Here is a 20,586-nt window from a genome sequence, read left to right on the forward strand (position 1 = left end):
CCCCGACAGATTGGAACTTGGCATGCCGGACATCGGCCTGCAGCTCTACACGTTGATGAACGTCCTGGAGGACCGTCCCGCCACGCTCGCCAGGATCGCCGACCTCGGGGTGACCTCCGTGGAACCCTTCCGTCTCGGCCGCACCGAACTGACCCGCGACGCGCGCCTGGCCGAGGCACGCTCCCTGAAGGCCGACATCGACGCGGCCGGCCTCACGGTCTCCTCGACGCACGCACGCCTGCCCGACGCGGAGGATCCAGGTTGGTTCTTCGAGGAGATGGCCGAGGCGGGCGTGCCCATCGCCATCGCCTCGACTCCCGAGGCACTCCCCGGATTCACCCGCGACGCCCTGGTCTCGGCCGACGGAGTGCGCCGGTACGCGGACCGCTTCAACGCCCTGGCCAAGGCCGCGGCCGTCCACGGCCTGCGGGTCGGCTACCACAACCACTTCTGGGAGTGGACCCTGCTCGACGACGGCCGCTACGGCTACGACGTCCTGTGGGACTCCCTCGACCCGTCGATCGTCGCCGAGGTCGACCTCTACTGGGCACAGACCGCGGGCCAGGTCCCCGCCGAGGTGGTCGCCAGGCTCGGCGAACGCGTCGAACTCGTCCACGTCAAGGACGGCCCGGCGGTCCGTGGCGAACCCCAAGTCCCCGCCGGACAGGGCTCGGTGGCCCTCGCGGACGCACTCGACGCCGGCCGGGACTCGATCCGCGTACACATCATCGAGGCGGACGGCATCGCGGAAGGGGCGGACATCTTCGACCTGGTAGCGGAGAGCGTGGCCTGGTTGAAGGAACGGGAGGGCGTGAGTTTCGGAACGTCGTGACCGTGAGGCGCGGGCGTCGGTGATCACCTCCGGGCATACGGAACGACCACCGACGCGGTCCCGGACATCGGTCGTCCTACCGCGCTCGCGCACGGACCTTGCCGGTTCTCGGTGAGTGACAGGGGTCCGAGCGCTTCACGGACCGACCTCAAGGCCACGGGCAGCGGCGACACGAATCCGCACAACACCTGCATCGCCAGCGGCCGGAACACCGAACTGGGCAACCTCCGCTGCACGGCGACGATGGAGGTGTACCGCTAGGCCGACGGCTCGGGCCCACGTGGCGGGGACCCGCGAAGGGCCTCGGCCGGAGAGTCTCGCGAATGCGCCATCAGGCCCACGTGACGTGTCGGTCCTCGGGGTGCGGATTGAAGGCATGGCGGTCCGGGCGTACCGGTCGCCCCGTCCGCCCGGACCGCCATGGAGGGCTCACCCGCCGTGCCGGAGCCAGCGCACCTGAGCACTGGTCAGGTTGAGGCGTCGGGCTTCGAGCGACCGGTCGAGCTGCTCGGTCGTTCTGGGGCCGATCGACGGCCAGATGCCGGGGTGGTGGAGGGTCCAGGCCAGGGCGACGGTCTCGGGCCGGGTGCCGAGTTGTCCGGCGAGTTCGCGGCAGCGGCGGCGCCGGGCCCGGTTGTCCTCGGTGTCGTACGGGTCGGGCCGGCCGTTGACCTGTTGTGTCCCGGTGCGTGCGAAGAACCCACGGGCCTGTGAGGACCAGCCGAGCAGGGGCAGGCGGTGTTCGCGGACGACACCGAGGAGGGCGGCGTCGGCGTGGAGACTGCCCTCCAGCAGTGCCGGATCGGGTTCCGCGAGGCTGAACTGGTAGCTGGCCACGAGGGTGTGCCCCCGTTCGGCCAGCTCGTGCGCGAGTGAAGTCAGGCGCTCCGCCCGCCAGTTGGAGACGCCGACGCGGCGGACGTGTCCGGCCTCGACGAGGCTCACGAGGGTGTCGGCGAGTTCGGTGACGGGCCGGACCGGATCGTCGCAGTGGTACAGCAGGAGGTCGATGACCTCGACGCCGAGGTTGTCCAGCGAGGCCCGTACGTGGTCATGCACGTTCTCGTGGCCGAGCGGGATGTCCTGGCCGGTGGTGTCGTGACCGATCTTGGTGGTCACGGCGAGCGTTCCGGGGTTCCTGCGCAGCCACTGGCCGACGGCCGCCTCGGCCCGGCCGCCCGCATAGCTGTGCGAGGTCTCGACCAGGAGACCGCCGGCGTCGGCGAAGTGGGAGAGCCGTTCGGAGGAGTCCTCGGCCGGCTCCGCTCCGAAGGGGCCGCCGAGGACGAACCGGTGCGCCGCGGTCGCCACGCCGTCCTGGTCGAGGAGGTCGTCGAGAAGGTCCAGGGGGGAGTGCGGCATCGGCCACATCCTTTCGTTCGCCTGCTGGATGTGGTCAGTCGTCCGAGGGAAGGCGCCGGAAGCCGTCGATCTCCGCGAACGGCCTCGGCAGGTAGTCCCGCAGCGAGATCTGGAAGGCGTTGAGCATCATCGCGGACATGCTGAAGCTGCCGACGCAGCCGATCAGGTCCAGCAGGCCGTCCTCGCCGAACAGCGCCAGCGCGGCGCCGTACGTCTCCTCCGAGACGAAGTGCTCCTCCAGCATCTCGTGCGCGAACGCGTGGAAGAGGCGCTCGTCCTCGGCCTTGAACCCCGGGTCCTCGCCACGTGCCATGCGGTCCAGGCACTCGGCCGGGACGCCCTCCACGATCGCCTGCTCGTAGTGGGCGTTCCAGGCGGACTGGCTGTCGAAGTGGCGCCCGACGATCAGCACGCTCAACTCCCGCAGCCGCTGCGGGAATCGCGACTCGTTGCGGCAGTACGCGCCGAGGTTCTCGACCCAGTGGGCCAGTTCCATGTTGCGCGCCCAGACCAGGAAGGGCGGCGGGGGTTCCACGCCGGCGCCGACGATGGTTTCGAGCAACTCGGTCTGTTCGGGGGTCAGGCTGGTCAGCGGGGTCAGTCGCATGTCCGTGGTTCCTTTCGGATGGGGTTCACCAGGCCGTGCTCTGTGCCAAGAGGAACCGTCGGTGGAAGTCGGCCTTCGCCGGTTCGGCAAGCGGGATCGGCGCCCAGCCGTGGCCGCTCTCGAAGACCTCCCGCACCTGCGGGCGGGTCGGCTGCCAGGCGGGGAGGCCCGGGCCGTTCGGGTCGCCGATGGTCGCGAAACGGCTGACGTACCCGGTGAGGAGCGCGGCGGTGTGCCGGTCCGTCTCGGTCCAGGACCGGTCCAGCGCGTCCAACGAGCCGAGCAGGTAAGGGATTTCGGATCCGTGGAAGGCACCGCGCGCCTCGCCGTCGGCGCCGGGTGGGGTGCGGGTCCAGAAGTGGGTGAAGACGGGGCTCCTGGCGCGGTGCGCCCACTCGCCGACCCAGAGATGGGTGCTGGTGCGGGCCGTGTCGCTGCGGGCCGCGTTGTGCTGCTCGGTCGCTTCGGCGTCCGTCGTCGCCGGATACAGGGTCAGGAACTCCTCGGTGAACTCCCCGTAGCGTCGGGCCGCGTTGCGTTCGTACGCCGCCACGGTCAGCCGGGTTCCCGGTCCCGCGCCGCTCTCGTCGCGGTTGTTGCCGACGATGAGCGGGACGTCGTTCTGGGCACCGGCGGCGAGCGTTTCGGCGTAGGTGCGGGGCAGCGCCCAGCCGTCGACCACGGGCCGGAACAGCGGGGGCGGCGGGGAACCGGGGATCTCCGGGTCGTTCGCCGTGCTGCCCTCCACCAGGGTGTCGACCGGCAGCGCCCGCAGCTCGCGGAGCGTGGTGGCGCCGCGCTCCTCGGCGTAGGCGGCGCCTTCGCGTTCGGCCCGGTCGAGGCGCCGGTGCGATGGGGCGAGGGTGGCGATCGCCGGGTCCTTCGGGTGGAGTACGGCGCTGTCGGCGATCGCCCCGTGGAACAGGCCCTTGGTGAGCGGCGAGTAGACCAGGTCCATCACCGAGGCCGCGCCCGAGGACTGCCCGGCGACGGTGACCCGGCCGGGGTCGCCGCCGAACGCCGCGATGTTGCGCCGTATCCAGGTCAGAGCCTCGATCTGGTCGAGCAGCCCGTAGTTGCCGGAGGCCCCGTCCACCGACTCGGCGCTCAGCTCGGGCATCGCCAGGAAGCCCAGCACACCGAGCCGGCTGTTGACGGTGACAACGACCAAGCCCTTGGCGGCCAGAGCTGAACCGTCGCTCTGCGGGTCGGCGCCGGAGCCGTAGAGGAAGCGGCCACCGTGCAGCCAGACCAGGACGGGCCGCAACTCGTCCGCCGGGCCGTTGGCCGTCCAGAGGTTGAGGTTCAGACAGTCCTCGCCACGCGGCAGCGCCGGATCGGCGAGGTCGGAGGGAGGCTGCGGGCAGATGGGACCGAAGACCGCGGCCGGTCGTACCCCGTCCCACGGTTGCGGCGGTACCGGGCGACGCCAGCGGCGCGGGCCCTCCGTGCTCGCCGCGTAGGGCACCCCCTTATATACGGTGACGCCGGGCAGCAGCGCCGGGATGCCGGAGACACGGCCGTACTCCGTGTGCACCGTGCGACCCGGAGAGCTCATGGGATCGTTCCTTTCTGGATGGGCCAGCACGCCTCGAACACGGCCTGGCCGTACGGCTGTTGGGGACGCCGCGCGGGTCGGCGGCGGAAGGCGTGGCGGGGTACCGGCTGCCCGGCCCGACCGGCGGGGAGGTGGTCACCGGCCGGTCGGCGGATTGTGCGGGGGAACCGGCGATCACGCCGGGGAATCACGTCGACATGGTGGAGACAGCGACGAGGTATCTGGAAGGGGTGCGGCTGTTGAGTCCGTTCGTTTCGGTCAGGCGGTGCGCCACCAGGCGTAGTACGCGTCGCCGTAGCCGTCCATGATGTCCGCGTACTCGTGGTCCTTGTCCTGGACCTCGAAGAAGTCGTGCGGTACGCCGAGTTCGGTGAAGCGGGCGTCCAGTGCGCGGATGGTCGGGGCGAGGCGGACGTCGAGCGAGCCGGACAGGAGTCGCACCTGGCTCGTGCGGCGCAGTTCGGGAGCGTTGGCGAGCACCAGGCTCCAGGGGCCGCAGGCGTCGTAGTACTCCTGGTCGCCGAAGTAGGTGTTGTTGACCCGGTCGGCGGGTTCGTCCTTGAGGTCGCGCAGGATCGCGGGGCCTACCGCCGACACCTTTCCGAAGATCTTCGGGTACTTGAGGCCGAGGTGCAGCGCGCCGAAACCGCCCATGGAGAAGCCCTCGACGGTACGGGCCCGCGCCTCGGGAATGGTCCGGTAGGTGCTGTCGACATGCTGGACCAGGTCGAAGGCGGTGATCTGCGCGAGCGGGCGGGCGCCGTCCTTGGAGTCGACGTACCAGCCGATCGGCAGGATCTGGGGGAGGACGACGATCGCCGGGGGCATCACGTCGTTCCGGATCGCCTTGTCGATGCGCGCAACCATGTCCGAACCCTGACGGGCGTTGCCGAACCCGCCGTGCAGCCAGTAAATGACGGGGAAGTGCCGCTCGGGCTCGGTCTCGTACTGCGGCGGCAGGTACAGCTGGTAGCTGCCCTCGGCATCGGTGGTGCCGCGGGAGGGCTGGGGGTAGAGCTGGAACGTGGTGAGTTCCTGGTCCTCCTGGACCGGGTCGATCCACTGCTGTTCGATCTCTGCCATTTGCTGCGGCGTCGTGCTTACCTGGTGAACCTTCTGCACCACGGTTGTGTCCTCTCGGGGGGTCTCACGCAGGGACCGGGGCTCTCCGAGGCGGGCGACGGCAGCCCTCCGGCCCGCCGCCCCGGTGTTCCATTACGTGGAATGCTGTATCTTGTGGTGGAACGTTCATCAGTGAAACCGTGAGGCGGGAGCCTGTCAATGGCCGGGATCGAAATTTCGGAGGACTCGCAGACCGGCGGTCGCGGGGGGCGCAGCTCCCTCGCGGGCAACGCCACCGACAAGGCGCTCAACCTGCTGGAGGCCGCCGTGGCGCCCGGATATCCGCACCGGCTGGGCGAAGTCGCGGCGGCGGCCGGGGTGCCGAAGGCCAGCGCGCACCGCATCCTGCAGAACCTGGTGGCGCAGTCGTTCCTGGCCTCCGACGGCACCGGCGGCTACGGCCCCGGACCACGGCTGCGGGCACTCGCCGCGAAGGTGACCCAGGGCTGTGAGGAGGACCAGGTGATGCGCGCCGAGCTCGAAGTGCTCAGTCGGCGCGTCGGCACCACCGTGCACCTGGGGGTGCGCACCGGGGACGCCGCCACCTGCCTCATCAAGGTGGCGGGTCCGGGCCCGGTGCAGACGTCCTCCCGGGTGGGCATGCACCTGCCGCTGCACGCGACGTCGATCGGCAAGTGCATCCTCGCCGGCCTGGGCGACGACGAACTGACCACGCTGGTGGAGCGCGTGGGGCTGCCGATCCGTACGGAACACACCCTCACCGACCTCGACGCCCTGCGCGCGGAACTCGTCACCGTGCGCGAACAGGGCTTCGCCCTCGACGAGGAGGAGAACGAGATCGGCGTCCGCTGCCTCGGCGCCCCGGTCCGCGACTCCAGAGGCGTCGTCGTCGGCGGCGTCAGCATCTCGACCATCACCTACGCGGAGTCCCGCGAGACGTTCCTGGGCTGGACCGACCTGGTCCGCACCACGGCACAGGCCCTGCACGGCCTGCTGGGCTGACCGCCGCCTCCTTCCCGGTCGTGTGTCTGTTCCGGTGGGCGACGCACGCCCGCACCGCGCGCGGTCCCTTCCGGAACGCGGCCATCGCACCCAACGGGATCCGCACGCTTATGCTGCGCCCTGGTCGCCCTGGTCGCCCTGGTCGCCCTGGTCGCCCTGGTCGCCCTGGTCGCCCTGGTCGCCCTTTTCGTCATGCACGACCTGTAGACACGAACGCGTCGTTTCAGCAGGGTTACAGCACTGGGCCGATCGCGTCTCATCCGCCGTCGGTGTACATGGCGCCCCTCTGCCCAGACTCACCGGCCAGCCCCCGATGAGGCCCAGCCGCAGCACCTGAGTACGACCCTCGCGAGCAGCGGGAGCACCTCCGGTTCGTTGCCGCTCATCCGCACCGCCGGCCTGGCACGGCCTTCTCTGCCACCGCGCGGCGGTACCCAGCGACCAACCCGCCCTCCCCCCTTCGGTCTGTCGGCCGACTCGCCCACTCCTGCGAACAGGCGCCGGCGATGCCCTTCCGGGCGCCGCCAGGACAGCGCGACCATCGTCGTCCTCGTCCGGCCACGCCCAGTGCACTACCTCCCCCCTGAGCTGTTCGCCCGTCCCGGTCTCCACCGCTGTGACGGGCCCGCCGTGGCGTTCGGCAGCCGCCCACGGCCATGCCCCGCCGAGCTCCGAGCAAGGAGAGCCATGAACTTCCACGATGTGGCAGCGCACGTGCCCAGCTCCAGAACACACCGTCCCCGCGCCGGCCTCGCCGGCCTGTGCGCCGCTCTGTCCCTCACGCTGGCGGCCTGCGGAGGAGCCGCCGGCGGTGCCGCCGCTGGCGCCGGGAGCAGCACCGGCAAGGCCGTCCCCGGCGACACCCTCACCGTCGCCGAGCAGCAGGCCCCGCCCTCGATGAACCCTGGCAGCCTGGACCTCGGGTTCGTCGACTTCACGATGCTGTCGTACGAGTCGCTGTTCTACCTCTCCCCGGCGGGCGAGGTGCAGCCGGCGCTCGCGAAGTCCTGGAAGTACGTGGGGTCGGGCAACAAGGAGCTGTCGATCACGCTGCGGTCCGGAGTGAAGTTCGCCGACGGCACCGCGGTGACCGCGGACGCGGTGAAGGCCTCGCTGGAGTACGCGAAGACGGCCCAGGGCAACCAGGCCCACTACCTGACGGACGCGACGATCACGGCCACGGGTCCGCTGGCGCTGACCATCAAGCTGGCCGAGCCCAACCCGATCCTGCCGACCCTGCTGACCCAGTCCTACGGCATCGGCCAGATCATCAGCCCGAAGGGCCTGGCCGGCGCGTCGAAGCTGACGCCGACCGCCACCAGCCAGGGTGCGGGCCCCTACATCTACGAGCCCTCCGACAGCGTGGCCGGCGACCACTACACCTACACGGCCAACCCGGCCTACTACGACAAGGCCAAGCAGCACTACAAGAAGATCGTCATCAAGATCGTCCAGAACGGCCAGACCGCGGTCAACGCCATGAAGACGGGCCAGATCGACGTCTACAAGGGCGACTACACCTCCGCCGCCTCCGCCAAGTCCGCTGGGATGTCCACCGTCGGACTGCCGGTGATCCTCCAGGGACTGAGCCTCATCGACCGCGGCGGCGAGGTGTCCAAGCCGCTCGGGGACGTCCGCGTCCGCCAGGCGATCAACTACGCGATCGACCGGGACGCGGTCACCAAGGCGCTGCTCGGCTCCAGCGGGACGCCGACCGTGCAGACCGTGATCAAGGGCGGTGACGGCTACGCGCCGGACTACGCGGACCACTACACGTACAACCCCGCGAAGGCGAAGGAGCTGCTGAAGGAGGCCGGCTATCCGAACGGCTTCCAACTGCCCGTACTCGCCGCCACGTTCGTCGGCTTCGACACGATGGCCGAGGCGATCGCCGGTCAGTTGTCGAAGGTCGGCATCAAGGTGAAGGTCACCGCCGTCACCAGCATCACCTCGTTCGTGGAGAACGAGACCAACCACAAGTACCCGGCGGTCTCAGGCGGTTTCACCGAGGAGCCCATGTTCTTGGAGGGCCAGGACCTGTTCATGCCCGGCTCGAAGGTCTTCAACGGCTTCGGTACCACGTCCCCGGAGCTGACCGGCCTCTACAACAAGGCCGCCGCGGCCGACGCCACGACGCGGGCCGACCTGGACAGGCAGATGCAGGAATACCTGGTGCAGAACGCCTGGTTCGCCCCGGTCGCCTTCACCCCGGTCAACTACTACGTCCGGCCCGGCGTCGGCGGGGTGAAGGTCAGCGCGGGCGCGCCCTTCGCCAGCCCGCTGGCCTTCTACGCCACCAAGTAGCGGTCACGGGCGGCCTCTTGCGACGACCAGGGGCCGCCCGGCCTCGGAAAGCAGTGAGGTGAGATGCACAGGATCCTGTTCCGTTGGCTCGTCGGCGCCGTCCCCGTGGTGTTCGGCGTCTCCGTCCTGACGTTCGTCCTGACCAGCTTGGTCCCGGGCGACCCCGGCCGCACCATCCTGGGCGCCAACGCAAGTCCCGCCCAGGTCGAGGCACTTGACCAGCAGCTCGGACTCGACCACTCCCTGCCGGTCCGTTACTGGGACTGGCTGACCGCCGCCCTGCACGGCAACCTCGGCGACTCGATCACCTCCGGCGTGCCGGTGAGCGACCAGCTCACCTCCCGCCTCGGGGTCACCCTGTCGCTGATCGGCGGCGCGATCCTCGTCGCGGCGGTCGCGGGCGTCGCGCTCGGTGTCCTCAGCGCCCTCAAGGGCGGCGTGCTGGGCCGGGCGGTCGACGGCCTCGCACTGGTCGGACTGGCCGTGCCGAACTTCTGGTTCGGGCTCGTCCTGATGACCGCCTTCGCCGTACAGCTGCCGCTCTTCCCGGCCACGGGGTACGTCCCGTTCACCGAGTCCCCGGTGCAGTGGTTCGAGTCGCTGGTCCTGCCGGTGCTCACCCTCGGGGTACCCGCGACGGCACCAGTGGCCAAGCAGACCCGCGACGGGGTGCTGACCCAGTTGAACCGCGACTACGTCCGGGTGCTGCGGGCCCGCGGCATCCCCGAACGGTCGGTGATCTTCCGGCATGTGCTGCGCAACGCGGCGGCGCCGATCGTCACCGTCCTCGGCGTGGTCGTCGTGACCCTGTTCGGCGGGACCGTGCTCGCCGAAACCCTGTTCGTGATGCCGGGGTTGGGCGGCCTGGCCGTGACCGCCGCCTCCACCCAGGACATCCCCATGGTCCAGGGAGTGGCCCTGGTGTTCACGGTGACCGTGATGCTGATCAACCTGCTGATCGAAGTGGTGTACACGATGCTCAACCCGAAGGTGCGGACATGAAGAGGTTCGTTCGCAAACGGGCGGCGCTGGTCTCCGCCTGCTATCTGCTCCTGGTCGTCCTGGTCACCGTCCTGGCCGACTGGATCGCCCCCTACGACCCCGACCAGCAGGACCTGAGCGCCGCGTTGAGCGGTCCGAGCGGCGCCCACTGGCTGGGCACAGGCGAGTTGGGCCGGGACGTACTGAGCCGGCTGATGCACGGCGGGCAGATCACCCTGCTCGGCGTGCTGATCACGCTGGTCGTCTATCTGTCCATCGGCGTCCCGGCCGGCATGATCGCCGGCTACCGGGGCGGCTGGTTCGACCGGCTCGTCGTCAAGAGCGCCGACCTGATCTCCGCAGTGCCCGTCATCATCGTGCTGCTGGTGGTCCTCTCGGTCTTCACCAACAACGAGAGCGCGGCCATGGCCGCCAACGGTCTCCTCGGCGCACCCCTGCTCGCCCGGGTCGTCCGCTCGGCCACGCTGGGCGTGAAGGAAGAGCTGTACGTCCGAGCCGCCGTCGCGAACGGCCTCCGGGACCGGGTCATCATCCGCCGACATGTCCTGCCCCGCGTCACCGGAGTGGTCCTGGTCCAGGCATCGGTCTACGGCGCGTACGCGGTACTGCTGGAGACCGGGCTCGGCTTCCTCGGCCTCGGTACCACCCGGGCCAGCTGGGGCGGCATGATCGCCGAGGCGTCGAAGAACGTCGGCACCGACCCGTGGCTCCTGGTGCCCTCCGGCGCCATGATCATCAGCTTCATCCTGGCACTCGGCCTGCTCGGCGACGGCCTGCGCGACACGCTGGCCGAGCGGTACTCGCCCCCGTCCACCCCGCCGCCGTCCCGTCGCCGGGCCGCCCGGGAGGCACTCCTGCGGGCGCCGAGGACGACCACGTCGGCGCTCGCACCCGCGGAGGGGGCGCTGCTGTCCGTGCGCGGACTGACCGTTGCCCTGCCCATCGACGGCACGTCGACCGAGGTCATCCGTGACGTGACCTTCGATCTGAAGGCGGGCGAGATCCTGGGCATCGTCGGCGAGACCGGCTGCGGCAAGACGATCACGGCGACCTCGCTGCTGGGCATGCTGCCCGCGGGCGGCGAGATCACCACGGGCTCCATCCACTTCGAGGGCACCGACCTGGCTCACGCCGACACCGCGTCGATGCGCCGCGTACGAGGCCGCCGTATCGGCTGGGTCTCCCAGGATCCCGTCTCCAGCCTCGACCCGTCCTTCACCGCGGGCGCCCAGGTCGCGGAGGCCGTCCGCGTCCACACCGGATGCACACGCAAGGAGTCCCGGCGGCGTGCGCTCGAACTCTTCGAGCGGGTACGGCTGCCCGATCCGGCGCGGGTGGCGGCCAGTTACCCGCACCAGTTGTCCGGCGGCATGGCCCAACGTGTGGGCATCGCGGCCGCGTTGGCCGGAGACCCCGTCCTGGTCATCGCCGACGAGCCGACGACCGCCCTCGACGTGACCGTGCAGGCCGAGATCCTCGACCTGTTGCGCGAACTCCAGAAGTCCGGCACGGCCGTCATCCTCATCACCCACGACTGGGGCGTCCTGGCCGACCTGTGCGACCGCGCCGTGGTGATGTACGCCGGCGAGGTCGTCGAGGAGGCCGAGGTCACCGCGATGGTCACCGCACCGGCCCACCCCTACACGGCGGGGCTGCTCAGGTCCGACCCGCACCACGCAGTGCCGGGCGAGCCGCTGCCCTCCGTGGAGGGTGCCGTGCCACCGCCCACCCAGTGGCCCGTGGGCTGCCATTTCCAGAACCGCTGCCCCCGGGTGACCGACGCCTGCCGTGAGAAGCCCGTCGTCATCGCCCGACTCGCCGAGCTGGAACGGTCGACGCGGTGCATCCGGCCCGCCGAACTGATCGGAGAAGGAGCACAATGACCGAACACACCGGGGGCACCGCCCTGTTGCCGGCCACGGACACGGGTCTCCTGCGAGTACGCGGCCTGAACGTCGCCTACCACCGGCCCCGCCGTCGGGGCGGCGACCTGCACGCCGTACGCGGTGTCGACCTGACCGTGCGCCGCGGGGAGACCGTGGGGCTGGTGGGAGAGTCCGGCTCCGGCAAGTCCACCATCGGTTCGGCGATCCTGGGACTCGTGCCCGCGACGGGCGGCACCGTCGCCTTCGACGGCGTCGACATCACCCACAGCTCGCGCGCGGACCGCCAGTTGCTCGCCCGCCGGATGCAGGTGGTGTTCCAGGACCCCTACGGCTCCATGAACCCGGCCCACACCGTGGGCGACACGCTCTCCGAGGCCCTGCACCACAACCTCGGGCTGCCCGCGGACGCCATGCGGGAGCGAGTGCTGCGCGCACTCGACGACGTGGGTCTTCCGCCGGGTGCCGCACACCGCTACCCGGCGTCCTTCTCCGGCGGCCAGCGCCAACGCATCGCGATCGCACGGGCGTTGGTCATGGAGCCCGACTTCATCGTCTGTGACGAGGCGGTCAGCGCCCTGGATCTCTCGGTGCAGGCCCAAGTGCTCAACCTGCTGGCCCGGTTGAAGCGCACCCGGGGACTCAGCTACCTGTTCATCTCACACGACCTGTCCGTGGTGCGCTACCTCAGCGACCGGATCGTCGTCCTCTACAGCGGCCGGGTGGTCGAGCACGGCCCGGCATCCCAGGTCGCCGACGAGCCGGGCCACCCGTACACCCGCGCGCTGCTCGCCGCGGCACCGGTCCCCGATCCGGTGATCCAGCGCCGCCGCCAGGCGGAGCGACGGCGCACGGTCTCCGCCACCCCGCCCCAGGGAAGGACGAGCAACGGCTGCGACTTCGCACCCCGCTGCCCGTTCGCCCAGGAGACGTGCTGGTCTACCGTCCCCGAACCGGTCGACCACGGGGGCGTCGCCGTCGCCTGCCACCGCTACGACGAGATCGCCGCAGGGCCCGTCAACTCCCTTCCCACGCAAGGAACTCGATGACCACCACCGCACCCGCCCCGCTCGACATCTCCGCGCTGCTCGCCGACGGCACTCACCTCATCGGTGGCGAGTGGGTACCCGCGCGCACCAAGTCCACGATCGATGTGGTCAATCCGGCAACAGGCGCGGTACTGGGCCGAGTTCCGCGCGGCACCGCCGAGGACGTCGACGACGCCGTACGGGCCGCCGAGGAGGCGCTGCCCGCCTGGCGCGACACGAGCCCCGCCCGACGTGGTGAACTCCTCTACCGCTGGGCCGAGTCGGTACGAGAACACGACGCGGCGATCAACGAGCTGGAGGCCGTCGAGGTCGGCCACCCGGTGGGCCCCTCCCCGATCGCGGCGCGACTCACCTTCCTGGCCGGCAAGGCCGACAAGATCCTGGGACACACGCTTCCCACGCGTTCCCCCGATGTCCTGGGCCTGACCTTGCGCGAGCCGTTCGGTGTCGTGGGCGCGATCATCCCGTGGAACGCACCCGGCCCGATGACCGTCTTCAACACCGCTCCCGCGATGGCCGCCGGGAACACCGTCGTCCTCAAGCCGGCCGAGGACGCTCCGCTGACCGCGCTGTACCTGGCCCGGCTCGCCCTGGAGGCGGGCATACCGCCCGGGGTGCTCAACGTCGTCACCGGATACGGCGCGGAGGCGGGCGCGGCACTGCCGGCGCACCCCGGCATCCGCAAGATGAGCTTCACCGGCTCACCGGCGACCGGCTCCGCCGTGATGACGGCCTGCGCCCGCAACCTCATACCGCTGCAACTGGAGTTGGGCGGGAAGTCCCCGCAGATCGTGCTGCCGGACGCCGATCTCACCAAGGCTGTACCGGCGATCGTGCGCAGCATCGTCATGAACAGCGGCCAGGTGTGCGCCGCCGGCTCGCGGCTGCTGGTCGCCTCCGCGCTCCACGACCAGGTGGTCGAGATGCTCGCCGAGCGCTTCCGGGCGGTCCGGGTCGGCCTGTGGCACCAGCAGGTCGACATGGGCCCACTGATCAACGCCCGCCAGGAGAAGCGGGTGCTGGACTATCTGGCTGTCGGCCGCGAGGAGGGCGCCGAGGTGGTCGTCGGAGGCGCCAAGCTCACCGAAGTCCCGTACGACAACGGGTACTTCGTCGAGCCGACGCTCTTCGACCGGGTGCGTCCCGAGATGCGTATCGCCCAGGAGGAGATCTTCGGTCCGGTGCTCTCCGTACTCACCTACGAGGACGAGGAAGAGGCCGTCGCCATCGCCAACGGCACCCGTTATGGCCTCACCGCGAGCATCTGGACCCAGGACGTCAGCCGCGCGGTGCGGCTCGCCCGCCGGGTCGAGGCCGGGCAGGTCGCCGTCAACACCGTTGGTGACGGTGGCCCGACCGGGTCGATCGGCACACCGTTCGGCGGCTACAAGAACAGCGGCTTCGGACGGTGCATGGGCCCCGACGCCGTCGAGGACTGGACCCAGGTCAAGGCCGTCATCATCGACGCCAGGAGCTGAGGCGCAGGCATTTCGGAGGTCCCTGCCCGACACCGGCCGCCCGGAGCGTGCCGTAGGCACCGCCAGGACGGAGGACACCCGGATCCTTCGGGGTCGGCAGTCGGCCGCTCCGCTCCGCGATCAACTCTGACCCAGTGCCTGCCCGCCGCGGACCTCGGCCGGCTCCGCCGGAGAGGAGCGTGGGCTGCTGTGTTCAGGCGGGCGGTGTGGCGGGGCCCGCCGCGTCCCTGAGTGCCCCGAGGGGATCGTCGATGCAGGGGTCGTCGGGGTCATTGGCGTGCAGGATGCGGCGGCTGATCTCGCGCAGTTGCCGCTGCTGTGCCGTGTTCAGCGGGTCGAAGACGAGGCGGCGGACCTCTTCGACGTACGGGGGAGCGCTGGCGACGACCTTCTCGCGTCCCTGCTCGGTCAGCACGGCCCGGGTGTAGCGGCCGTCCGAGGGGTCGGGGGTGCGGGTCACCCAGCCGCGCTTCTCCAGTCGGCCGACGACGTTGGACAGCCGGGAGAGGCTGCTGGCGGTGAAGTCGGCCAGGTCGCTCATGCGCAGGGTGTGCCCGGGGCACATGGACAGCCCGGCCATCACCAGGTACTCGAACTGGCTGATGCCGGCGTCGCGTTGCATCTGCGCGTCCAGGGCGGCTGGCAGCCGGATGAGCATGTACGCGAATGTGAGCCAGCTCTGCTGTTCCTCCGCGTCGAGCCACCGCGGCTCCTGCGTGTTCCCCATGCCGCGACTTTACTACAAGCGTGAAGTGATCCGCGCCACAATGAGTTTTAGCTTGAAGTCATCGACGTTAGGTTGAGTACAAGCTTGAAGTTGACACGGGGGCGTCGTGGGCGATGAATCCACTCACCCCCTTTCTCCTTTCCTGATATCGGAGCAGCGCATGATGGCCATCAACTCAACCGCTCGCAGGATCCTCGCCACCGGACTCGTCGCCGGCGCCTTCGCCGCGACAGCGGCCGTGCCCGCCACGGCGGCACCGGCACCGTTCGCGTCCGGCGCGGCGCACCACACCGCGGGCCACGGCGACAACGCCCGGCTCGGTTACGAGAAGTCCGTCGCCGTCCATGTCCTCAAGGGCGTGTTCGAACGCGGCGACACCTCGGTCGTCGACCGCTTCGTACGCGCCGACTACATCCAGCACAACCCGCTCGCCCCCAACGGTTCGCAGACCCTGAAGAACCTCGCCCCCGGCTTCCACCAGCAGTTCCCGGACGCCACGTACGACGTGAAGCGGGTCATCGCCGAGGGCGACCTGGTCCTGGTGCACTCCAACGTCGTCGCGACTCCGGGCACCCGCGGCAACGCCGTCATCGACATCTTCCGCTTCCAGGGCGGGAAGATCGCCGAGCACTGGGACGTCGGGCAGGAGGTGCCGGCGACCACGGCCAACGGCAACGACATGTTCTCCACCGTCTCCAGTCCGCGGACCGAACGGCCGGGTCCCGAGCGGCTCACGGCGTACAACAAGAAGCTGGTCACCGACTACGTCGAGCGCGTCGGGGTGAAGAAGGACGTCTCCGCCGTCGACGCCTACGTGGTCGCCAAGGGCTACCAGCAGCACAGCCCGCAGTTCCCCAACGGCTCGCAGGACCTGAAGGCCGCACTCGCCGCGAGCTACCAGCAGTTCCCCGACGCCACGTACGACATCAAGCGCGTCATCGCCGAGGGCGACCTCGTCGCCGTCCACGGCCACTACATCGGCGCCCCCGGCCAGCGCGGCCAGGCCGTCCTCGACCTCTTCAGGGTCCGTGACGGGAAGATCGTCGAACACTGGGACGTCATCCAGGACGTGCCGGCGACCTCGGCCAACGACAACACGATGTTCTGAGAAGCGATCCGCTCACCGCCCGACCGCCCGCAACGAAGCGTGCTGCCACCGCGCCGGAGTCCTCGATGTACCAGGACGAGTGCGAGCCGTTGAAAGGCGAGTAGGAACATGACCATCCAGATACCGGGTGCGGGGAATCTGCCGGCGGCTCTGACCACGTTCGTGGGCCGGCGCGCGGATCTCGCCGAAGTCCGCCGCCGGCTGGGGACGACACGGTTGCTGACGCTCACCGGTGCCGGCGGGGTGGGCAAGACACGACTCGCGCTGGTGGTGGCCGCCGCGTCGGCCGCCGATTTCGCGGACGGGGTATGGCTGGTGGACCTGGCCCCGGTGCGGGACCCCGAGTCGGCGGCGAACGCGACGGCGACCGCACTGGGGGTGCCGGACCTGGGCACCCGACCCGTCATCGACCAGCTCGCCGCGTTTCTGATGCGACGCGGTCCGCTCATCGTCCTGGACAACTGCGAGCATCTCGTCGACGCCTGCGCCGAGTTGGCCCATCGGCTGCTGTCGGCCTCGCCCGGGCTGCGCATTCTGACGACGAGCCGTCAGGCGCTGGGCATCTACGGCGAGCACGTCGTCGCCGTGCCTCCGCTGGCGCCGGACGACGCGGTGGAACTCCTGCGGGACCGGACCACCGCCGTACGCCCGGAGTTCCGGATCACCGACGGCAACCGTGCCCAGGTCCTGAGATTGTGCGACGACCTCGACCGGCTGCCGCTGGCCATCGAACTGGCCGCGTCCCGGCTGCGGACCCTCACCGTCGACGAGGCGCTGAACCGGCTGGAGGACCGTTTCAAGCTGCTCGTGAACGGCAGCCGGGTCGCCCGGCCGCACCAGCGGACGCTGCGTGGACTGATCGACTGGAGCCACGAACTGTGCACCCCCGCCGAACGGTTGCTGTGGAACCGGCTGTCGGTCTTCGCCGACGACTTCGGCCTCGACGCGGCCGAGGCCGTCTGTGCGGGCGACGGCATCGGCCGGGACGAGGTGTTCGAACTCCTCGACCGGCTGGTCCTCCAGTCCGTCGTCCTGCCCTGCGAGCGCGAGGGCCTGCAGCGCTATCGGCTGCTGGAGACCATCCGCCGATACGGCCGGGAACGGCTCGCCGAGTCCGGCGAGGAGCAGCGGATACGGCGACGGCACCACACCTTCTGTCTGGCTCTCGCCGAGCGCATCGCCGACGGCTGGTACGGCCCCGGCCAGTTGGAGAGCCTGACGCGGATGCGCGCCGAGTACGCCAACCTGCGCGCGGCACTGGACCAGGGCGGCGAGCCGCAGGCCACCCTGGAGTTGGCCGCCGCGCTGCGCTTCCACTGGTGCGAGGGCGGATTCCTCGGCGAGGGACGCCATCGGCTCGACCAGGCCCTCGCCGCCGCACCCGAACCCACCCCGGCCCGGGCCAGGGCGTTGTGGGTCGCCGCCTGGATCGCGGTGCTGCAGCGCGACCACGAAGCGGCGTACGGGCGGTTGGACGAGGCGGCGGAGCTGGGCGAGCGGCTGGCCGACCGGGTGGTGTGCGCCCATGTCACCAGCCTGCGCGGCACGTTGGCGTTGTTCGGCGGCCGGCTGCAGGAGGCTGTGCCCCTGTTGGAAGAGGCGGTGGCCGCCCACAAGGGGACCGACGAGGAGATCGGGGCGGTCTACGCGCTGATTCTGCTGGCCACCGCCCAGTCCCACCTCGGGGATCCGCGCACCACGCAGACGTGCAGACAGGCGGTCGCCCTCGCCGAGGCGCACGACGAACGACTTGTCCGCGCGCACGCGCAGTGGACGCTCGGCTACGACGCCTGGATGCGCGGCGACCTGAAGGAAGCCGCGCTCATGATCCGCACCGCGCTGGAGAACGAGCGGGGCTTCACCGACTACCTCAGGGTCGCCCTGATGCTGGAGCAGCTCGCCTGGGTCACCGCCGCGGGCGGTGAACACCCCCGGGCAGCGCGGCTGTTGGGAGCCGCGCGTGCCCTGTGGCAGGACATCGACACCCCCATCTCGACCTTCGGCCCGCACATGGCGCAGCAGCACGCCCAGTGCGAGGAAGAGATCGTACGGACCCTGGGCCCGGCAGCGTACGAGGAACTCCTCGCGGAGGGCGGGCACCACCGCTGCCCAGACGACGCCATCGCCTTCGCCCTGCGCGCCGAACACGAGTCCGAACCGACCCTCACGGCCGCCGTCCCGAGCCCGCTGACCCGGCGCGAGCAGGAAGTGGCCGCGCTGGTGGCCGAGGGCATGAGCAACCGGCAGATCGCCTCCGCGCTCGGACGCTCACCGCGCACGGTCGACGGCCACGTCGAGAACATCCTGGCCAAGCTCGACTTCGGCTCCCGTGCCCGCATCGCGTCCTGGTGGACAGCCAACCAGGCGGTCACCTCGTAGGACAACCCCGTACAAATACCCGGTTCCGGGCCGGTGGTCGGACCCGTAGAAGTACCCATGGACCCGGAGCGCACCCCGTACCGAGTCTTTCGGCATGACGAGCACAACGCACAGTGGGCCCTCCCGTAGATCATTTCTGGCCGCCGCCACGGCCGTCTGCCTCGCGACCGCCGGCGGAGCGGTGCTGACCGGCGCATCGAGCGCCGCCGCCGCGACCGGAGCAGACGTCACCTGGCGGATCAGCAGTGAGCCCGACGAGGCCAAGACCGGCTACGCCGGCATGCTCAACGGCATCAGGAACGCGATGCGGGCCGGCCGGCACCGGCCGGACACGACGGGCCCCGCCGTGGACGTCACCGACATCGACGGGACCTCCTCGTTCGTCCTCATCGACCTGCACGCCGAGGACCGGCCCGAGTTCATCCGGGTGTTCATGCGCCGGTCGGACTCCTACATCATGGGCTGGCGGGCAGGGGTCGAGGACGGCGCCGGCGCCCCGCAATGGGGCACCATCTTCAGGCTGGACTCCGAGGTGCAGCTGCCGGACGCCACGCTCGTGAACACGAACATACGGTTCCAGGGCCTGGCGAACTACAGCGATCTCCAACAACAGGGCGCCACCCGCGACGGCATGCAGATCACTCCGGCCAGTTTCAACACGGCGGTGCTGCGGCTCCAGGACGGTGACCAGGTCGAGACCAGGCTCGCGGCATCGGCGATCCTCCAGATCATCGTGGGCGTCGCCGAAGCCTCCCGGTTCCGCAACCAGGCGGCCGACACCGTGACCGCGTTCGCCAACGGGCAGGCGTACACCGTCACCCAGCAGGCCATGGCACAGCACAACAACTGGGCCACGATGAGCGCGACCCTGCTGGCCGTGACGGCCGTGGGCATCGGCGTCGCCCTCTCCGCGCCCCTCGACATCGGCGCCGGGATCGTCTTCGCGACCGCGTACGCCCTCCAGCGGGCGCTGATGACGGCGTACCACTCGAACCTGCCCCACACCAAGGGCAAGGGCCTCCTCGAAGAGGACGACGACGCGTACTACGTCGAGCCCGAGGGCATGGGTGACTACCCGACCCTCCAGGCCGCGGTGAGTGCCGCCCCCTCGGACGGCGTCCAGCGCACCATCCTGTTGGCCAAGGGCACCTACGCGGAGGCGGTCGTCGTACCGGCGAGCAGGACCAACCTGTTCATGAAGGGCGAGCAAGGCACCTCTGCCACGGATGTCGTCCTCACCGCCGAGCGCGCCCACGGGATGACCAACCCCGCGACCGGCACGATCTACGGCACCGAGGGCAGCGCAGTCCTCACGGTGAAGGCGACCGGCGTCACGGTCGACGGCATCACCATCCAGAACACCTTCGACCCGGCGAACCACCCCGAGGTCGACGCCTACTCGACCCAGGCCGTCGCGTTGGCCGCCGAAGGCGACCGGCAGATCTACACCCAGGTCCGGATCCTCAGCCGCCAGGACACGGTGCTGGTCAAGTCGCCGATGGCCACCGACCAGAACCGGCAGTACTTCATCGGCAGTTACGTCGAAGGCACGGTCGACTTCATCTTCGGCAACGCCACAGCGGTGTTCGACCGGTGCGACATCGCCATGCGCAACTGGGTCGGCGGCACGGTGCTCGCACCGAACACCGACTACCGCAAGGACTACGGGATCCTGATCACCGGCAGCGAGATCTTCACCAACGGTGTCCCGGAGAAAACGATGTACCTCGGCCGGCCCTGGCACAACACGGCGGACGCCTGGCCCCAGGCGGTCGTCCGCGACAGCACGATCCACTCGGGCATCGACGCCGACCAGCCCTGGACCGACATGACCCCCGACTACCCCTGGTCGTGGGCCCGGTTCAAGGAATACAACAACATCGGCGCGGGTGTCGGAGACAACGCCAACAGCCCGCAGCTGACCGCTTCCGAGGCGGCCGACCACACCGCCCAGAAATACCTCGCGGGCACCGACGGCTGGAACCCGGTCTACTGACGCCGACAGCGACATCGTGTACGTCAGTCGGGCGGATGCGTCGGGGAAGCGCCACAGTGTCAGGACGAACCGGCGCACCGACTCCAACTACCGCCGCACTCAAGGGCATTGGGCGTCGGCTCCGAGACAACCAGCTCCACATCATCGAAGTCGCTTTCCGGTACGTCCCACTGCTTCAGGATGCTCCGGGCGTGCCTGCCGACCCGGCGGACGGCA

The 20,586-nt window shown here is 70.1% G+C and carries 16 protein-coding genes; 11 read left to right on the forward strand and 5 right to left on the reverse strand.

Going from position 1 to position 20,586, the window contains the following annotated elements; translation table 11 throughout:
• The first annotated feature begins 22 nt into the window (after positions 1-22).
• The gene (locus tag ACIBK4_RS16535) at positions 23-832 is read left to right on the forward strand and encodes a sugar phosphate isomerase/epimerase family protein (protein WP_398995439.1); all 810 of its coding nucleotides are present in this window, start codon (positions 23-25) and stop codon (positions 830-832) included.
• A 111-nt stretch (positions 833-943) separates the two neighbouring features.
• Complete coding sequence (locus ACIBK4_RS16540) at positions 944-1,093, forward strand: hypothetical protein (protein ID WP_398995440.1); 150 nt, start codon at positions 944-946, stop codon at positions 1,091-1,093.
• Between the two features lie 168 nt (positions 1,094-1,261).
• Here the strand turns inward: ACIBK4_RS16540 and ACIBK4_RS16545 are convergent, their stop codons facing one another.
• The 4 genes from ACIBK4_RS16545 to ACIBK4_RS16560 form a co-directional block, all read right to left on the reverse strand.
• Complete coding sequence (locus ACIBK4_RS16545) at positions 1,262-2,194, reverse strand: aldo/keto reductase (protein ID WP_398995441.1); 933 nt, start codon at positions 2,192-2,194, stop codon at positions 1,262-1,264.
• A gap of 34 nt (positions 2,195-2,228) precedes the next feature.
• On the reverse strand, positions 2,229-2,801 hold the full coding sequence (locus ACIBK4_RS16550; RefSeq protein WP_398995442.1) for a carboxymuconolactone decarboxylase family protein: 573 nt from the start codon (positions 2,799-2,801) through the stop codon (positions 2,229-2,231).
• A 25-nt stretch (positions 2,802-2,826) separates the two neighbouring features.
• Positions 2,827-4,359, reverse strand: a complete 1,533-nt coding sequence (locus tag ACIBK4_RS16555) for a carboxylesterase/lipase family protein (protein WP_398995443.1) — start codon at positions 4,357-4,359, stop codon at positions 2,827-2,829.
• A 258-nt stretch (positions 4,360-4,617) separates the two neighbouring features.
• Positions 4,618-5,442 (reverse strand): alpha/beta hydrolase, encoded by an 825-nt coding sequence (locus ACIBK4_RS16560; protein ID WP_398995444.1) that lies wholly within the window; start codon positions 5,440-5,442, stop codon positions 4,618-4,620.
• Positions 5,443-5,640: 198 nt separating this feature from the next.
• Here ACIBK4_RS16560 and ACIBK4_RS16565 point away from each other — a divergent pair, with 198 nt between their 5' ends.
• From ACIBK4_RS16565 to ACIBK4_RS16590, 6 genes are all read left to right on the forward strand, one after another.
• Positions 5,641-6,444 (forward strand): IclR family transcriptional regulator, encoded by an 804-nt coding sequence (locus ACIBK4_RS16565; RefSeq protein ID WP_398995445.1) that lies wholly within the window; start codon positions 5,641-5,643, stop codon positions 6,442-6,444.
• 687 nt (positions 6,445-7,131) lie between these two features.
• The gene (locus ACIBK4_RS16570; protein WP_398995446.1) at positions 7,132-8,748 is read left to right on the forward strand and encodes an ABC transporter substrate-binding protein; all 1,617 of its coding nucleotides are present in this window, start codon (positions 7,132-7,134) and stop codon (positions 8,746-8,748) included.
• Positions 8,749-8,811: 63 nt separating this feature from the next.
• Entirely contained in the window at positions 8,812-9,750 is a 939-nt protein-coding gene (locus ACIBK4_RS16575) for an ABC transporter permease (RefSeq protein WP_398995447.1), read from the forward strand.
• Positions 9,747-11,633: a dipeptide/oligopeptide/nickel ABC transporter permease/ATP-binding protein gene (locus tag ACIBK4_RS16580; RefSeq protein WP_398995448.1), complete on the forward strand. Its 1,887-nt coding sequence runs from the start codon at positions 9,747-9,749 to the stop codon at positions 11,631-11,633. The genes ACIBK4_RS16575 and ACIBK4_RS16580 overlap by 4 nt, the downstream gene beginning before the upstream one ends.
• Positions 11,630-12,682, forward strand: a complete 1,053-nt coding sequence (locus tag ACIBK4_RS16585) for an oligopeptide/dipeptide ABC transporter ATP-binding protein (RefSeq protein ID WP_398995449.1) — start codon at positions 11,630-11,632, stop codon at positions 12,680-12,682. Before ACIBK4_RS16580 ends, ACIBK4_RS16585 begins: the two co-directional genes overlap by 4 nt.
• A complete protein-coding gene (locus tag ACIBK4_RS16590) occupies positions 12,679-14,160 on the forward strand; it encodes an aldehyde dehydrogenase family protein (RefSeq protein ID WP_398995450.1) in 1,482 nt (493 codons plus the stop codon). The genes ACIBK4_RS16585 and ACIBK4_RS16590 overlap by 4 nt, the downstream gene beginning before the upstream one ends.
• A gap of 193 nt (positions 14,161-14,353) precedes the next feature.
• Here the strand turns inward: ACIBK4_RS16590 and ACIBK4_RS16595 are convergent, their stop codons facing one another.
• A complete protein-coding gene (locus ACIBK4_RS16595) occupies positions 14,354-14,887 on the reverse strand; it encodes a MarR family winged helix-turn-helix transcriptional regulator (protein ID WP_398995451.1) in 534 nt (177 codons plus the stop codon).
• 160 nt (positions 14,888-15,047) lie between these two features.
• Between ACIBK4_RS16595 and ACIBK4_RS16600 the strand changes: the two genes are divergently transcribed.
• The 3 genes from ACIBK4_RS16600 to ACIBK4_RS16610 all read left to right on the forward strand — a co-directional run bounded on the left by ACIBK4_RS16600 (position 15,048) and on the right by ACIBK4_RS16610 (position 20,370).
• Positions 15,048-15,995 carry a nuclear transport factor 2 family protein gene (locus ACIBK4_RS16600; RefSeq protein ID WP_398995452.1) on the forward strand — a complete coding sequence of 316 codons (948 nt, stop codon included), beginning with the start codon at positions 15,048-15,050 and terminating at the stop codon, positions 15,993-15,995.
• A 108-nt stretch (positions 15,996-16,103) separates the two neighbouring features.
• Positions 16,104-18,374, forward strand: coding sequence for an ATP-binding protein (locus tag ACIBK4_RS16605; protein WP_398995453.1), 2,271 nt, complete (start codon positions 16,104-16,106; stop codon positions 18,372-18,374).
• A 94-nt stretch (positions 18,375-18,468) separates the two neighbouring features.
• The gene (locus ACIBK4_RS16610) at positions 18,469-20,370 is read left to right on the forward strand and encodes a pectinesterase family protein (protein ID WP_398995454.1); all 1,902 of its coding nucleotides are present in this window, start codon (positions 18,469-18,471) and stop codon (positions 20,368-20,370) included.
• The last annotated feature ends 216 nt before the right edge of the window (positions 20,371-20,586 follow it).

Source organism: Streptomyces sp. NPDC050528, assembly GCF_044457795.1.
Lineage (GTDB): Bacteria > Actinomycetota > Actinomycetes > Streptomycetales > Streptomycetaceae > Streptomyces.

Bases quoted from the DNA above. Each gene is read 5' to 3' on its own strand.
- ACIBK4_RS16535 (WP_398995439.1), top strand. From the start codon at position 23: ATGCCGGACATCGGCCTGCAGCTCTACACGTTGATGAACGTCCTGGAG.
- ACIBK4_RS16545 (WP_398995441.1), bottom strand. From the start codon at position 2,194: ATGCCGCACTCCCCCCTGGACCTTCTCGACGACCTCCTCGACCAGGAC.
- ACIBK4_RS16550 (WP_398995442.1), bottom strand. From the start codon at position 2,801: ATGCGACTGACCCCGCTGACCAGCCTGACCCCCGAACAGACCGAGTTG.
- ACIBK4_RS16555 (WP_398995443.1), bottom strand. From the start codon at position 4,359: ATGAGCTCTCCGGGTCGCACGGTGCACACGGAGTACGGCCGTGTCTCC.
- ACIBK4_RS16560 (WP_398995444.1), bottom strand. From the start codon at position 5,442: ATGGCAGAGATCGAACAGCAGTGGATCGACCCGGTCCAGGAGGACCAG.
- ACIBK4_RS16565 (WP_398995445.1), top strand. From the start codon at position 5,641: ATGGCCGGGATCGAAATTTCGGAGGACTCGCAGACCGGCGGTCGCGGG.
- ACIBK4_RS16570 (WP_398995446.1), top strand. From the start codon at position 7,132: ATGAACTTCCACGATGTGGCAGCGCACGTGCCCAGCTCCAGAACACAC.
- ACIBK4_RS16575 (WP_398995447.1), top strand. From the start codon at position 8,812: ATGCACAGGATCCTGTTCCGTTGGCTCGTCGGCGCCGTCCCCGTGGTG.
- ACIBK4_RS16580 (WP_398995448.1), top strand. From the start codon at position 9,747: ATGAAGAGGTTCGTTCGCAAACGGGCGGCGCTGGTCTCCGCCTGCTAT.
- ACIBK4_RS16585 (WP_398995449.1), top strand. From the start codon at position 11,630: ATGACCGAACACACCGGGGGCACCGCCCTGTTGCCGGCCACGGACACG.
- ACIBK4_RS16590 (WP_398995450.1), top strand. From the start codon at position 12,679: ATGACCACCACCGCACCCGCCCCGCTCGACATCTCCGCGCTGCTCGCC.
- ACIBK4_RS16595 (WP_398995451.1), bottom strand. From the start codon at position 14,887: ATGGGGAACACGCAGGAGCCGCGGTGGCTCGACGCGGAGGAACAGCAG.
- ACIBK4_RS16600 (WP_398995452.1), top strand. From the start codon at position 15,048: ATGATGGCCATCAACTCAACCGCTCGCAGGATCCTCGCCACCGGACTC.
- ACIBK4_RS16605 (WP_398995453.1), top strand. From the start codon at position 16,104: ATGACCATCCAGATACCGGGTGCGGGGAATCTGCCGGCGGCTCTGACC.
- ACIBK4_RS16610 (WP_398995454.1), top strand. From the start codon at position 18,469: ATGACGAGCACAACGCACAGTGGGCCCTCCCGTAGATCATTTCTGGCC.